Annotated in this window: 14 protein-coding genes; 10 read left to right on the top strand and 4 right to left on the bottom strand. The window is 50.3% G+C overall.

Annotation, left to right across the window (positions count from 1 at the left end; genetic code table 11):
- Positions 1 to 105: 105 nt before the first annotated feature.
- Positions 106 to 333, top strand: coding sequence for a hypothetical protein (locus ACOZB4_RS26050; protein ID WP_379410860.1), 228 nt, complete (start codon positions 106 to 108; stop codon positions 331 to 333).
- Between the two features lie 21 nt (positions 334 to 354).
- On the opposite strand, the gene ACOZB4_RS26045 is transcribed toward ACOZB4_RS26050, so the two are convergent.
- The 3 genes from ACOZB4_RS26045 to ACOZB4_RS26035 all read right to left on the bottom strand — a co-directional run bounded on the left by ACOZB4_RS26045 (position 355) and on the right by ACOZB4_RS26035 (position 1,770).
- Positions 355 to 546 (bottom strand): hypothetical protein, encoded by a 192-nt coding sequence (locus ACOZB4_RS26045; RefSeq protein ID WP_379410863.1) that lies wholly within the window; start codon positions 544 to 546, stop codon positions 355 to 357.
- Positions 547 to 638: 92 nt separating this feature from the next.
- Positions 639 to 1,379, bottom strand: a complete 741-nt coding sequence (nfsA, locus tag ACOZB4_RS26040; protein ID WP_379410866.1) for an oxygen-insensitive NADPH nitroreductase — start codon at positions 1,377 to 1,379, stop codon at positions 639 to 641.
- A 187-nt stretch (positions 1,380 to 1,566) separates the two neighbouring features.
- Positions 1,567 to 1,770 (bottom strand): cation transporter, encoded by a 204-nt coding sequence (locus ACOZB4_RS26035; RefSeq protein WP_076322308.1) that lies wholly within the window; start codon positions 1,768 to 1,770, stop codon positions 1,567 to 1,569.
- 297 nt (positions 1,771 to 2,067) lie between these two features.
- Here ACOZB4_RS26035 and ACOZB4_RS26030 point away from each other — a divergent pair, with 297 nt between their 5' ends.
- From ACOZB4_RS26030 to ACOZB4_RS25995, 8 genes are all read left to right on the top strand, one after another.
- On the top strand, positions 2,068 to 2,685 hold the full coding sequence (locus ACOZB4_RS26030) for a DUF5317 domain-containing protein (RefSeq protein WP_076322309.1): 618 nt from the start codon (positions 2,068 to 2,070) through the stop codon (positions 2,683 to 2,685).
- Positions 2,686 to 2,950: 265 nt separating this feature from the next.
- Positions 2,951 to 4,807, top strand: coding sequence for a bifunctional diguanylate cyclase/phosphohydrolase (locus ACOZB4_RS26025; RefSeq protein WP_379410872.1), 1,857 nt, complete (start codon positions 2,951 to 2,953; stop codon positions 4,805 to 4,807).
- Between the two features lie 100 nt (positions 4,808 to 4,907).
- Complete coding sequence (locus ACOZB4_RS26020) at positions 4,908 to 5,138, top strand: hypothetical protein (protein WP_098741711.1); 231 nt, start codon at positions 4,908 to 4,910, stop codon at positions 5,136 to 5,138.
- A gap of 151 nt (positions 5,139 to 5,289) precedes the next feature.
- Positions 5,290 to 6,417: an ArnT family glycosyltransferase gene (locus ACOZB4_RS26015; protein WP_422759696.1), complete on the top strand. Its 1,128-nt coding sequence runs from the start codon at positions 5,290 to 5,292 to the stop codon at positions 6,415 to 6,417.
- Between the two features lie 170 nt (positions 6,418 to 6,587).
- On the top strand, positions 6,588 to 6,977 hold the full coding sequence (locus tag ACOZB4_RS26010; protein ID WP_379410880.1) for a hypothetical protein: 390 nt from the start codon (positions 6,588 to 6,590) through the stop codon (positions 6,975 to 6,977).
- Positions 6,978 to 7,031: 54 nt separating this feature from the next.
- Positions 7,032 to 7,793 carry a stalk domain-containing protein gene (locus ACOZB4_RS26005; protein WP_076322314.1) on the top strand — a complete coding sequence of 254 codons (762 nt, stop codon included), beginning with the start codon at positions 7,032 to 7,034 and terminating at the stop codon, positions 7,791 to 7,793.
- Positions 7,794 to 7,996: 203 nt separating this feature from the next.
- Complete coding sequence (locus tag ACOZB4_RS26000; protein WP_379410884.1) at positions 7,997 to 8,497, top strand: sigma-70 family RNA polymerase sigma factor; 501 nt, start codon at positions 7,997 to 7,999, stop codon at positions 8,495 to 8,497.
- The gene (locus tag ACOZB4_RS25995; protein WP_379410888.1) at positions 8,494 to 9,747 is read left to right on the top strand and encodes an anti sigma factor C-terminal domain-containing protein; all 1,254 of its coding nucleotides are present in this window, start codon (positions 8,494 to 8,496) and stop codon (positions 9,745 to 9,747) included. The genes ACOZB4_RS26000 and ACOZB4_RS25995 overlap by 4 nt, the downstream gene beginning before the upstream one ends.
- Positions 9,748 to 9,949: 202 nt before the next feature.
- On the opposite strand, the gene ACOZB4_RS25990 is transcribed toward ACOZB4_RS25995, so the two are convergent.
- Positions 9,950 to 10,144 carry a hypothetical protein gene (locus ACOZB4_RS25990; RefSeq protein WP_339269961.1) on the bottom strand — a complete coding sequence of 65 codons (195 nt, stop codon included), beginning with the start codon at positions 10,142 to 10,144 and terminating at the stop codon, positions 9,950 to 9,952.
- A 289-nt stretch (positions 10,145 to 10,433) separates the two neighbouring features.
- On the opposite strand from ACOZB4_RS25990, the gene ACOZB4_RS25985 reads away from it, so the two are divergent.
- A complete protein-coding gene (locus ACOZB4_RS25985) occupies positions 10,434 to 12,896 on the top strand; it encodes a UvrD-helicase domain-containing protein (protein ID WP_379411024.1) in 2,463 nt (820 codons plus the stop codon).
- Positions 12,897 to 12,919 lie beyond the last annotated feature (23 nt).

The following is a 12,919-nucleotide window of genomic DNA, read 5'->3' as shown; positions in this document are numbered from 1 at the left end:
GTTATGACTTACGTTCCAGCGTCGTACATGGCGGCACACTTAGCGCCGACCAGTCATCCAAGCATGCCCCGAACAACGCATCGCGCACAGGGAGCAGTGCGCACGATGTACAAAATAGTTGCACATTTTAGCGGACTCAGCGGACCTTATTTTGATCAAAAGCACCATTTTTCGAATGGTAGCGGACATGAGGTCCGTTATTCACCGAATAAGGCTCTCATATTTCGGCTTATACCCTACTTAACGGAACGTGTGTCCGATAGATCCGGCAAAAACGAGCCCATAGCGAAAATAACGGATCTGCTGTCCGATACTGCTACTGCCGGGCCGTAACTCGTTCCGGCGGCTTGGAAGCTACGGTGCAAACTTACGGTGCACTGCGTCTACGACCCCACCAATCCCACGCCAGCCGAGCTTGGTTCCGAAAGCCCACTGGCGTGGGATTGATTCCGAGGCGGGCTTAGTTCCGCGGCCTGGCTTGGTTCCGCGGCCTGGCTTGGTTCCGCGGCCGGGTTCGGTTAGGCGGCCGAGCTTAGTTCCTAGCACCGTACCCTCGAAGAGTATTCCCACGAGAGCAGCCGTACCCGCCTCTCTCTATTGATTTACGAGAGCGCCGTACCGGCTTTCTCTATTTATGTCTAACGCCCCATGAAACCCTTCCCTTTCAGGAAGTCCTTCATGTGCAGCCTTACCGGCTCTGCCAGGCGTTTAGCCATAAGCACCGACCACGGCGTGTTATTTTTGCCATGGGTACGTTGGGACAAGTATTCGGAAGAGGTTCGATCGTAATTCTTCACTTCCTCTGTAGCCGCGCGATGATAGCTGTCGCGGTGCAAAACAGCCTCCACCGGAAGCCGAGGGCGAAGCCCCGGCTCCTGATCCGGGTAGCCCAGGCACATGCCAAATACCGGATAGACCAGTTCCGGCAGTTCCAAAGCCTCGGAGAACTCGGCAATGGAGTTGCGGACCCCGCCTATATACACGATGCCAAGACCGAGCGATTCCGCGGCGATCGCGGCATTCTGCGCAGCCAAAGCGGCATCCACCGTGGCCACGATGAAATTCTCGGTCGAATCTTCATACGTCTCTTGATCAACCACGTGCGACTCTGTGCTTTTTTTCAAACGATACAGATCCGCGCACCACACCAGAAATACCGGGCATTCCACAATATACGCCTGATTTCCCGCTAAAGCTGCCAACCGCTGCTTCTTCTCTGGATCGGTAACGGCAATCACGCTGTATGCCTGGACGTTGCTTGAGGTTGATGCCATCTGACCTGCTGCCACAACTGCCCTAAGCTGCTCCTCGGACACCGGCTGATCCGAATATTTACGAATCGATCGATGGTTCATCAGAAGTGATAGGGTATCATTCATCGAGTTTCCACTCCTTAGGCTCTGAAAGAATTGTTTCATCTATTATGAAACTTCGGCTTGAGCAGTGCAAGTTCACGCGGGAGGTGATTGGCAGCGCAAAAAAACCGGCTTGCTGTCGATCGCTACAGCAGCCGGCTCCTATTTTAGCCAAAGCTCGCGGCTTTGGATTGTTCCAGGGAATCTTTCGTTAGGACACGATATCGTAGCCTTGCTCTTCAATCGCTTCTTTCAATGCTTCAAGGCTGACCTTGGTTTCGTCGTATTCGACGGCCACTGTATTGGATGCAAGATCGACTTTACCAGAAGCTCCCGCATTCTTCAGCGCACCTTCCACCGAGTTCACGCAATGGTTGCAGGACATGCCTTCCACTGTCAATGTCACTTGTTTCATGCTGTCGTCCTCCTATCATATAATATTGTACCATTTAACTTTACTATACCCCCCATAGGTATGTAAAGTTCGATAATTTGCTCTTTTCTGCAACAGAAACACGAAAAAAGTAGGAAGATTTATCCTTTTTATCTGCTATAATATACATAAATCATGAGATTCATACAAGAAGGGACAAGCTTTTTATCCGACCTTCTAATTTTTTTCATAAAATTTGATTTTTGTTGAAGGAATTACCAATTCGCTGTCGAACTATTAATTACAGAGATAATGAACTATGAAAGTAGGAATTCTATCATGGTATTTGACGGCATTATACTCGGATTAATTGTCGGACTGATACGTGGCGGACTCCGTCATGGACTGCAGCAATTCAGTAAGATCCGTCTGAAGGGCGGCTTAATCTTCCCCATACTCCTGATTGTGCAGCTGCTGATATTCCGCTTTCAAGTGAACTCTGATTGGTTGGCAGCCGCAAGTGGCTACGTCTTTATGTTCATCTACGTTGCCGGTATGATCTTTCTCTGGATAAACCGGGATCAGAAAGGTTTTGGCAGCATCTTGGCAGGTGTCTTTCTGAATTTCCTTGTCATGGCAGTGAACGGTGGCAGAATGCCCGTATCGATGAGCGCCACTTCCGTTCTGGATCCTTATTACGTGGACATGCTGAGCAACAGCACCGTCATCACCAAACACTATCTGATGGACGCCTCTACCCGCCTGCCGTTCCTGGGAGACATTATCCCGTTATCCCCGCCATACCCAAGAACACAGGTGATCAGTATCGGAGATATCATCATGAATGTCGGAATATTCTTCTACATCGTCCATCTAATGACTTCCGGGAAGAATACCCCTGTTCAAACCTTAATACGCAAATCCGATACCAATGAACGTGTGGAACCACAAAATTAATCATACATCATACCACCTGGAAAGGAGGGAGAACTGTGAAGAAAACTGATAAAATCAAGTATTCCCGCATCGTATTGAATGCCATCATCGTTGCTTCTGTTGTTGTCGCTCTGACTTCCGGTTACAGATTCGGATAATAGACTTCCATAAGAAACAGGCTGGAAAATTCAGCCTGTTTTTTTACATCTTTTTCGTTGTTTTGCATCGCAATATACCTTAAAATGTGGAGAATACACCATTGATTTTTATTGAGGAGAAATCATTTATGTCCATATTTAAGCGTCCTAGGTTCTCTCAAGGCTTTACGGGACAGCTGTATTTTGTTTTTCTTTCTCTTCTGGGCTGTTCCATCTTCCTGCTGGTGCATCAAGGGGAAATTCTCCATTATACTCCTTCACAGTGGGTATGGGTCTATGCGATGTTAGGCGCCGCCCTCATCTTAAATTACTTCACCTTCCAGCTGCCGCCAGAGGGTAATTTACAGTCCATGGATTCCTCTGTTTACCTGGCATGCATCTTTATCTACGGGGCACCTTTTGCGCTGTCCGTCATCCTGCTCGTCTCCCTTGCCATGGCGCTTTACGACAGAAAAATCCCCTTTTGGAAGCATTTTGTTAATTTCTCCGTGTATACCGTGATGATCGTCGGATCCTCCTTCATTTTCAAAATGGCAGGCGGACAAGCAGGCCCTATTCACAATAATCAATTTGGCGCGTATGTTGCAGCGTTGGTTGTTTATTTTGTTATCAACGTCTTCCTTGTCGGTTTCTACTACTACCTTCTATACAAGGGATCGTTATATGATATTTTGAAAACCTTCATGAAAGATACACTGCTAGTTTACCTCAGCACGCTCATTCTTTCGCTGGTTCTCTCCATACTCATCGTACATAACGGCGTATTCGGACTAACCTTGTTTATAGGTCTCAGCGTGATGCTATCCTATTCCTTCAAGCAGCTCTTCACAATGTATAAACAGGTACAAGAGAAAGCCATCAAGGATCAACGAACCGGATTGTACAATCACAGTTATTTCGAAAATTTGCTGGAAGACGAGATCAAGAAAGCCAAGACCAATGAGACGCCATTGTCACTGGCCATGATCGATATTGATGATTTCAAAAAATACAACGATCAATTCGGACACCTGAAAGGCGACATGCTGCTCGGATTTCTCGGCAATTACCTCAAGGTAGAATCCGAAATGGCCGAGGTGGTAGCCTCCCGTTTCGGCGGCGAGGAATTCACGATTCTCATGCCGGGTTACGATGACAACAAAGCACGCTCCTTCATTAACAGGCTTCGCAAAAAACTGAACGATACCTATTTTGACGGCGTCGAGATTTTTCCCTCGGGGTGTCTCTCATTCTCTGCTGGTGTTGCGTCCTATCGGATTGACATCCATGACAAGTCACAACTCGTCGAGCTTGCCGATCAGGCGCTGTATTATGCCAAGAAGCAGGGTAAGAATAATGTGCATGTATACGGGAGCGGCGCCGAAAAAGAATCCGAGATCGACTTCGCGGAAGACGTCCGCGATATCGAGCAGCAGCTGAAGCTGTTCTTGTATAAAGATGTGGATACGTTCAAACACTCCAAACGGGTATTCCGCTATGCCATGGATATCAGCGAAGTGCTCGAGCTTGATAGTGTGGAGCGACGCAATTTCGTACTCGGCGCACTCATTCACGATATCGGCAAGCTTGAGATTCCTTGGGGGATCTTGAACAAACGGGACAAGCTCACGGCCGGCGAATGGGAAACCGTCAAACGGCATGTCAGCTGGGGGAAACGCATTGCAGAAACGAACGAGAAGTTCAAGGAACTGGTTCCTTACATCGAATTGCACCATGAAAGATATGATGGCGGTGGGTATCCGCACGGCTTCAAGGGCAGCCAAATCCCCAAGCTGTGCCGGATGCTGACCATTATCGATTCGTTTGACGCGATGACAACGGAACGGCCTTACCAGCAAACGAAAACCTTCGAGGAGGGAATTGAAGAATTGCTCCACTGCTCGGGCACGCAATTCGATCCGGAGCTTGTTGAGCTGTTTATCCGTTATTTAAGACTTAAGGCAGAAGCGCAGCAGCAGCCTGCAGCCAGTTCGGAGACGTCTTAAAGAAACCAATCCCCTCCCCTTTTATCGCCTCTTCATGTTTGATACTTCCCCAAATAAGGTATAAAGGTAGTATCACAACGATAAAATGAGGTGAGAAACGGTGGCTGACAAGAAAAAGGATCTTCCGCTTCACAACGGTCCCGGCAACATGGATCACCCTGAACAATACCCGACGGAACAAGAAAGCCTGTTCGATAAGTTTGAGAGTGAACAGCATGTGGACCCGATTCCGATGGAAGACGCCAGGCTGGAGCGCCAGGAAGAGAAGCAGCGGGACGGGACGTCAAAGGATCGTTCATCCAGTAACGATAAGTATCACAGCGGCTTTTAATCGTGGGACAGATCTTGTCGCTGCAGCGTAACTTGAACTTATGGGCTCCGTTTTGGCGGAGCCTTTTTATTTCACCGTTTATTCTTTAATATAAAAGGGTATAAAATCTGATTTGAACCCTAGAGATTATATACAGAGTGGAGTGGACCCTTTGTTTTCCATATGGACGTTAAACCGTGTGCAGCGAAGGATGCTGCTGGTACTGATTGCTGCCGTTCTGGTTATGTCATGTCTGCTGGTTCTTACCGGTCTTGATGAACGTTCCACGAGCATAAGCAGCGTAATCGAAGAACGATATATCCAAAGTGCGGCCATGATCAGCCACCCCGGTGGAGACCTGGAAGAACATGCCTCCAGCGTCATGCCCGGTGTGCCGCTTATGATTGCCGGACTTACCGCCTTGTTCGGAAGCATGGATGCTGCCTTGATTGCCTACCAGCTGCTCCAATGTCTCTTCCATGCATTTTCCGTCTACTTGGTTTTTGTGCTGTCCCGCTACATGTTTAATACGCGAATCGCTTTTCTGTCATGCATGATCTACGCGCTATTCTGGCCGGCTTACGGCGCCGTCCGGCTGATCCTGCCGGATACGACCATGCAGACCCTAATGCTTCTTCTGGTCTGCGCCGTCATCGGAGCGCTTGAATTGAAGCAGGCTGGCTGGTACGCGGCTGCCGGCGCGCTTACGGCGCTTATGGCTTGCTACAACCTTCAGGCGCTGCTGTACCCGGTATTGTTCATTGCCTTTTGGGTCAAGTACCGCAGTCCGGTCAAAATTGTAACCGGCGGGCTCATTCTTATTAGCGCGGGTTATTTACTCATCTTGTCCCCATGGTGGCTGAACATCCCGCTTTTCAATCGTTTGATGTATATGTCCGGTCCGTGGAACCTTGCCTCTCTGTGGCTCGAATCGAGATACATCGAAGGCAACCCTTTGGTTCATCTCTTCCGGAGCATATTTGCCGGCCGCACCTCCAAATATGCGGCTGCGATCGGAAATGAGGAAGCCCGAAAGGTCGTGCAATCCGCATTGGACGCCGTCCGTCTCCTCATGCTGTTTGCCGGGACTGCCGGTGTCATCTGGTCGGTTTGGAAATACCACCTGAAACGGCAGCTCCCGGTGCTGTTGACCCTGCTGTACTTTATTGCCGCCGAATGGTTGGTTCCCAGCCTCGACGGTACCGGATTTCCTTATTCGGTCTTCCTGCTCCTCTACGCTGCCTTTCTCGCGGACAAAGCGATTATCTATGCACATAAAACCCGACTGCTTCGTAAGTAAGTTTCAACGTGAAGCCTGTCATTCCATCATCATGCACTTCTGCGCCTGAAAGCACTTATACCTTGTGCCTTTAGGCGTTTTTTTCGCATTTTTCTAGAACCTTTCAGGCTGACGAAACGTCTATATTAGTATCTAAGCACCTATATATTCATGCCAGGAGGAATGACAGCATGAAAATAAACCGTAAATATATCACCATTCTCAGCATCGCTGTGGCAAGCGTCCTGACGGTAAGCATCATACTCTTCTTTACGGATGCTTCGAATCGCTCGGGCCAGGATCATCGCATGAACGACAACATGAACGGACAGGCGCTAATTCAAGTTGGTTCCACTTACATCACGCATACCCATTTAACGACCTTTAAGAATAACCTCGCGCATAGCACCGCGCCCCTTCCTGATGACTCTGCGCTTCTTAAAGAAATGGCAACAAAGGAATTGATGCTTCAATTGGCCGATGAACAAGGCGTTGCGGCGAGTCTGGAAGATGATCTGCTACACACCGCGCTAAATGAACAGCGAATTATCGTGCTGGATCCGAGTATTCAATTGAGGTAACACTGTATTGGTATATAATGGTGTAAAAGTCCATATACGCCATGGGAGGATATTATGAAAAAACGTTTCTCTTCTATTCCTGCTTTTGCACTTGGCGCAATCGTCGGCGTGGCACTAACAGCAGGTACGGTTGTTGGCGCTGCCGTTTATCTGAAGGCCGTACCGTCCCATTCCAAGATCCTGGTCAACGGTTCGGAGGCCAAGCTGTCCGAATCCCCCGTTGTCATTCAGAACAAGCTCTATGTCCCTGTCCGGGACTTCTCGGAAGCGCTTGGATATCAGGTCGGCTCTGTTGGTGCCGATCAGATCGGGATTATTCCCAAATCCTCGAATGGAGAGGCAATCCCGGTTGGCCCGACTACGCCTTCCGAGTCCGAAGGAGCACCTGCTCAAGAACGCCATTTGGTGAAAAACCTTGGCAAACTGATCGAAGTGAACGGCGAATTGAATATGCAAAAGATTTATATTGTTATCGCTGCCGGTGAAGCGAAGTTGTATTCCCAAGACGAAGCAACCGGCAACGGCCTGCTGCACTATTTGATTCTAAACGGCGATTCCTCCCTCTACGACCCGTTTGTACAGATGGACGGAAAAGCTGGTGAGCTTGATTACAACCTGCCAAATTTCGATGGTCAGACACCGCTTCATCTGGCTGTCATCCACAAGAATGACTTTTTCATCGACAAGCTGCTGAACCAGCACAAAGTGGATGCCTCCATCCAAGACGCGTCCGGAAAAACAGCGCTGGACTATGCCGAAAAAGACAGCAAGCAGTACAAAACGCTGACGGCCTACATAGACAAGAATAGCAAGTGATTTCCGAATGCTGCAGAGGCGCGTGAGTCCCACCGTTTACGGTAACCCCCTTTTCTACAGCACTTCATATTCTATCGGAAGCCCGCTCATCTGGCGGGCTTTTGTTTTTTGCGACTAAGGGGCTCAATCGCTGCTTCATTTCTTTATAGCCGAAAGTGTAACTTTATGCTCTGGTTAAACGTGTGTTACTTAGAGGGGAGGACATGAAACTGAACAGTCTGGAATCGATATATCAATATTACGTGAAGGACGTTTATCGTTATTTGTACTCTCTCTCCTATGATCACCATACGGCGGAAGACCTGGTACAGGAAACCTTCTATCGCGCTTACCTGTTCCTTGAGGATTGGAAGGAAGAACGAATCAAGCCATGGCTATTTCGGGTTGCCCATAACGCTTATGTGGATTATCAGCGGAAGGCTAGCCGCAGCATCGTGAGGGACGCTGGTTTTTTCGATCAGATGATCGACCGCAATACCCCGGAGAACATCCTGCTTCAGCAAGAAGCCCAAAGAGAAATCGGGCAAATGCTGACGGATATTCCGGAGAAGCAGCGGCAGGCGGTTATCTTGGTGGATTTCCATCAATTCTCCTACCAGGAGGCGGCGGATATTATGGGCATCACCTTATCCCATATCAAAATCACGTTATTTCGGGCCAGGCAACGGCTGCGGGAAATGAAACGAAAGGAAGGGACACTATGAGCGAAGAATTTAAACAGCGGCTGAAGGATTACGCAGATGGCAATTTGAGTGACGAGGAAAAAATCGAAGTAGAGCGGGAAATGGAAAAGCTGGAGGAATACCAGGCTTACCTGGATGAAATGATGGATAACACAAGCTCTATTTCTAATAGCGCTATGCACAAGTGCGCTGACGATCAGACCGGCCTCTCGCCCAAGAAAGAAAAGCGAATCGTGCGCAGGGGCAAATGGAAGGCCCGAATCTCGAATACGCTGACGGTTATTTCTGTGTTTCTGGTTGTATCCATCCTTAGCTCAATTGGTACAGCGTTATTCTACGGTGTCGGCGACCCAAGCCGAAACGATAAATATCGGGATGCCATCGCTTCCGCTATCTCGATATCCCAGCCTAACATCGACGTTCGACTCAACAGTCAGGGCAAAGTCTTCTTCATGCAGGAAGTGTATGGGGATATAGACAAGAAAGTAGGGAAAGAACGAGTGACCGTCGGCAAATATACCGTGAACTTCCTGTTCGGGCTGCCGTCGGTCGAAATGGACTGGAAAGAAGGCAGCTCTGGTATATCACAGATTTTCTACCGGCCGGATAGCTCTGCGGAGACATCTTCCGCAAATCAAGAAGAAGATCCCAAGGAACAGTCGAAAGAACAGCACGCTAGCACCTCTTCCGCCAAGAGCGGTGATTGGTCCAGGCTTGAAAAACTCCCAGAGGGTACCGTGGCCGAGGCTTATGTATCGTTTAACCGCTTCTTCTCGACCGACGAGTTGCTGAAGCAGTTCGAGAACCGGGATATGGAGGCTGTCTGGTTTGCCGTCGATACCGGGCCGGATGACCGATTCGGCGGTCATGATGGAGTAATCACCGATCCTGTCGGCTTTCCGTCTTATCCCGTCTGGCATCATGACGATTTGACGATTACCTCCTATAAGGAAGAAAAACGCGGTTGGTTTGGCAAAATCGTGTCCAGCGGCGGACATTACCCTTCAATAGACACCTATGGGGACGGGGAATTGCGGAATGAGCACTTCGTCAAATCGCTGCGGCTGCTGCAAGAGTATGACCTGATTGCCGACCGGGTGGCTCCGTTTGTTGACGTAGATGCTTCGTTAGCTTACGTGGAAAAGAACGGGGTTCGTCTCTATGGTGCTGTCATTACCGGCCCCGTTAAGGAGCTGTTGACCCTGCGTGAGGTATCCTGGGTCCGCGACCTACGGGTCGGAGAAGTGCGGCTGTGGAATTGGACCGAGTGATGGTCTTTTGGCGAATGCCGTATACTTCAACAGGCTTGCTGACATGAATAATGTCAACAGCCATCCAGGCCTCCCCCGGACTACGCACCGTGCACCACAGGAAGCCATGCTCACGATGTACAAAATCACATAAGGGCAACAGCTATCCCGGACTCCCCTATTTTGAGCCCGGGATAGCTGTTGTTCATATAAATGATTCAGGTCATGAATGATCTGCGCTGTCAGCACTTGCCTCATGTGACCATGGCTCCATTTGCCGCTTCCTCTCCCGCTCCTCCCGGATTCGGCGGTCCCTCTCCATAGCTTCAGCAATATAGTCTCGCGGCTTCAGCTTCCCGTTGATGTTCAGCAAGATCCCAATCATTATGAGCTGCAGAATAGCAATAACAACCAGCATAAGAGTCCTCCTTGAACATGTCTCGTCTCTTCTTTGCTCTTCTAAAAACAATCCTAAATGATATAACACTTTCCCCGGGTGTAAAGTTGGTTCGTATCCGCGGGTTGGGCTGACAGATGTGTCGGAGCAAATCAGCTCAATTCTGGCGTGCGCCTCTGAAATTCACATCATGAATTCATAAGTGTTCGCATCCCGGGGTTCTTATCCATATCCTGCGCTTTGCCAGACTTCCGAGAATCCGGTAAACTGGTAGGACGATAATCGAAATACGAAATGATTGGTGAATTTCATGACATCCATACCCTTCTATAAACGCCCATACGGCGGAGAGCGTCAGGATATTCCGTTTGCCAAGCTGGCTTCCTTCGAGAACAGCCAGGACCTGATCAGCGATGACGCGCCGGATGCGGCTTTTTTTCGCGGCTTGGAATCACAGGGGCTGCTGCTGAACCGCGCCCAAATCCAAGCTGTACGACATACCCAAGGACCGCTGCTTACGCTTGCAGGCGCCGGCTCCGGGAAGACCTCCGTGCTGGTCAGCCGGACAGGCTACCTCATTGCGGCCAAGAAGATCGATCCGTCTTCCATCCTGCTTGTCACCTTCTCATCCAAGGCGGCAGCCGAGATGAAGGAACGCATCATGGCGCTTCCCGGCTTACGGGCTAGCGAAACCGCCAAAGTAACGGCAAGAACCTTCCACTCCTTCTTCTTATACTTGCTGCGTACCCGCGGCTACAGGCAGGAAATCCTAAGCAACTCCAGGCATCAGCAATTTATTATGAAGCGCATCCTGCGGGAGATGGGCTTGCAGGATAGCTACGAAGCTGAGACGCTGCTATCGCTCTGGTCTGCCCATCGAATGAGTATGACCGGACTTGACGAGCTGCCTGTCAAAACACCTGCAGAAGTCGAGCAAAGGCAAATTTTTGCCCGTTATGAAGCGTGGAAGGAAGACCATGGCCAGATGGATTTTGATGATATTCTGGTCATGTCCCACCGTCTGCTGTCTCAAGATCCCGGTTTGCTGGCCTCCCTACAAAGGCGGTACCGTTATGTCATGGTCGACGAGTTCCAGGATACGGGACTGCTGCCTTATGAGCTGCTCAAAAAAATCGTCGCCCCGCACCGCAATTTAATGGTTGTAGGTGACGATGACCAGACCATTTACGGCTTCAACGGGGCACGCAACGAATTCATCCTGGAATTCGACCAGACGTTTCCCGGGGCTAAGGTCGTGACGCTCGATATCAATTACCGCTCTCTCTCCTCGATCGTCGGGCTTGGGAACGAAATTATCCGCGTCAATGAACGGCGCCGCCCCAAGCAGCTGCGTTCGACCCGCAAGAGCAGCAGCGTGCCGCTGTATCTTCGTCCAGGCGATCCAGACCAAGAAGCGGAGCAACTGCTGACCCATATTACCGAGCAGGTCCGGGAGCACGGAAAGCAGTACCGCGATCATGCGATTCTGTACCGGACCGCGAACAACAGCCGGGCTATCTTTGAACAGCTCGTGATGCGGGAGATTCCGTTCATTCATTACGAGAATGGAGATCTGTTCTACGAACAGTGGATTGTCAAACCGCTCATGGACCATCTGCGGCTGTCGCTGGACCGGCGCAATTTCACGGCTATGGAGGGCATGCTCCATACGCTGTACATGAACCGGGATAAAGGCATGGCTTTCATCCGGCAGCAGGATGCTCCGCGTCCCAAGAAAGGGCCTCTATCGCATCTTCAATCCTTTCCTGGTCTGAAGGATTTTCAGATCGAGAATATTAGAGATCGCACAAAGCTCATTAAGGGACTAAAGGCGATGGAGCCCCTTCAGGCGGTACAGGAAATGAGGCGCCAATTCTATGACAAGTTTCTGGAGGCAGACGAGCGCCAGGAAATCACCCTCCATAAGGAATTCATACAGGAAGGTCTGGATGAGTTGGAGGCTTCAGCGAAACGCTTTGGCCATATCGCTGAGTTCGTCGAATTTGTCGATCGGCTGATCATCATTCATAAGGAAATGGCGGCCATGAAACGGGACGAACATGCCGATGCTGTCCGCTTAATGACGATCCATAAATCCAAAGGACTGGAGTTTCCCTCGGTATGCCTGATCGGGGCAAGCGAGGGCATTCTGCCGCATACGTCCGCTTTGGACGCCGAGCGCAGGGACGATCAGCGTCCGCTGTCGGACAAAGAAGATAAGGCGCTGGATGCGCTGGAAGAGGAGCGCAGATTGGCTTATGTCGCTATCACTAGGGCGCGGGATGAATTGATTGTCAGTTCGCCTGGCTTTTATCGGGGGCGAAAAGCGGAGGTTTCCCGCTTCTTCCGCGATGTGTTCGTTACGGACGAGCAGAGCAAGCAAGGCAACAGCTTACCAAGCAAGGGCGGCGGGTCAACGCCTCGATCGACGTTTACGGCAAAGCGTACGGTCCGCATAGAGACCTCAACCTCAGCCAAGCGCTCATCCTTGCCTTCACCTGCTGGGCGGGCAACGGTAAGCACTGCCAGCCAGAGGAGCCAAGGCATTGGTTCAGGATCAGGCTCCGCTCCCAGCTTACAGCATCAGACTGCACCCGCTGCAACGGAGATCGTCGACGTGTGGCTGTGCACTAGCGCCAATTGTAAAGGCTGGCAGCGAGTCAACGCGAGAATCGCCGCTAGCGCACGGGATCGGGAGAGCAAGGCCTGTCCTTTATGCCAGTCGCGCATGAAACAGGGGCGTAAAGAAGTTCCGGTGCATCAGAGGCGCTAGGGAGCAATTAGTCAGCTGTTCGG

The sequence above is a fragment of the Paenibacillus sp. NPDC058898 genome (assembly GCF_049316025.1).
Taxonomy (GTDB): Bacteria; Bacillota; Bacilli; order Paenibacillales; family Paenibacillaceae; genus Paenibacillus_AQ.
This window is presented reverse-complemented; position numbering and strand designations above follow the sequence as displayed.

Coding starts and splice junctions, on each gene's coding strand:
- ACOZB4_RS25985 (WP_379411024.1), top strand. CDS start 10,434: ATGACATCCATACCCTTCTATAAACGCCCATACGGCGGAGAGCGTCAG.
- ACOZB4_RS26050 (WP_379410860.1), top strand. CDS start 106: ATGTACAAAATAGTTGCACATTTTAGCGGACTCAGCGGACCTTATTTT.
- ACOZB4_RS26010 (WP_379410880.1), top strand. CDS start 6,588: ATGAAAATAAACCGTAAATATATCACCATTCTCAGCATCGCTGTGGCA.
- ACOZB4_RS26035 (WP_076322308.1), bottom strand. CDS start 1,770: ATGAAACAAGTGACATTGACAGTGGAAGGCATGTCCTGCAACCATTGC.
- ACOZB4_RS26000 (WP_379410884.1), top strand. CDS start 7,997: ATGAAACTGAACAGTCTGGAATCGATATATCAATATTACGTGAAGGAC.
- ACOZB4_RS26030 (WP_076322309.1), top strand. CDS start 2,068: ATGGTATTTGACGGCATTATACTCGGATTAATTGTCGGACTGATACGT.
- nfsA (WP_379410866.1), bottom strand. CDS start 1,379: ATGAATGATACCCTATCACTTCTGATGAACCATCGATCGATTCGTAAA.
- ACOZB4_RS25990 (WP_339269961.1), bottom strand. CDS start 10,144: ATGCTGGTTGTTATTGCTATTCTGCAGCTCATAATGATTGGGATCTTG.
- ACOZB4_RS26025 (WP_379410872.1), top strand. CDS start 2,951: ATGTCCATATTTAAGCGTCCTAGGTTCTCTCAAGGCTTTACGGGACAG.
- ACOZB4_RS25995 (WP_379410888.1), top strand. CDS start 8,494: ATGAGCGAAGAATTTAAACAGCGGCTGAAGGATTACGCAGATGGCAAT.
- ACOZB4_RS26005 (WP_076322314.1), top strand. CDS start 7,032: ATGAAAAAACGTTTCTCTTCTATTCCTGCTTTTGCACTTGGCGCAATC.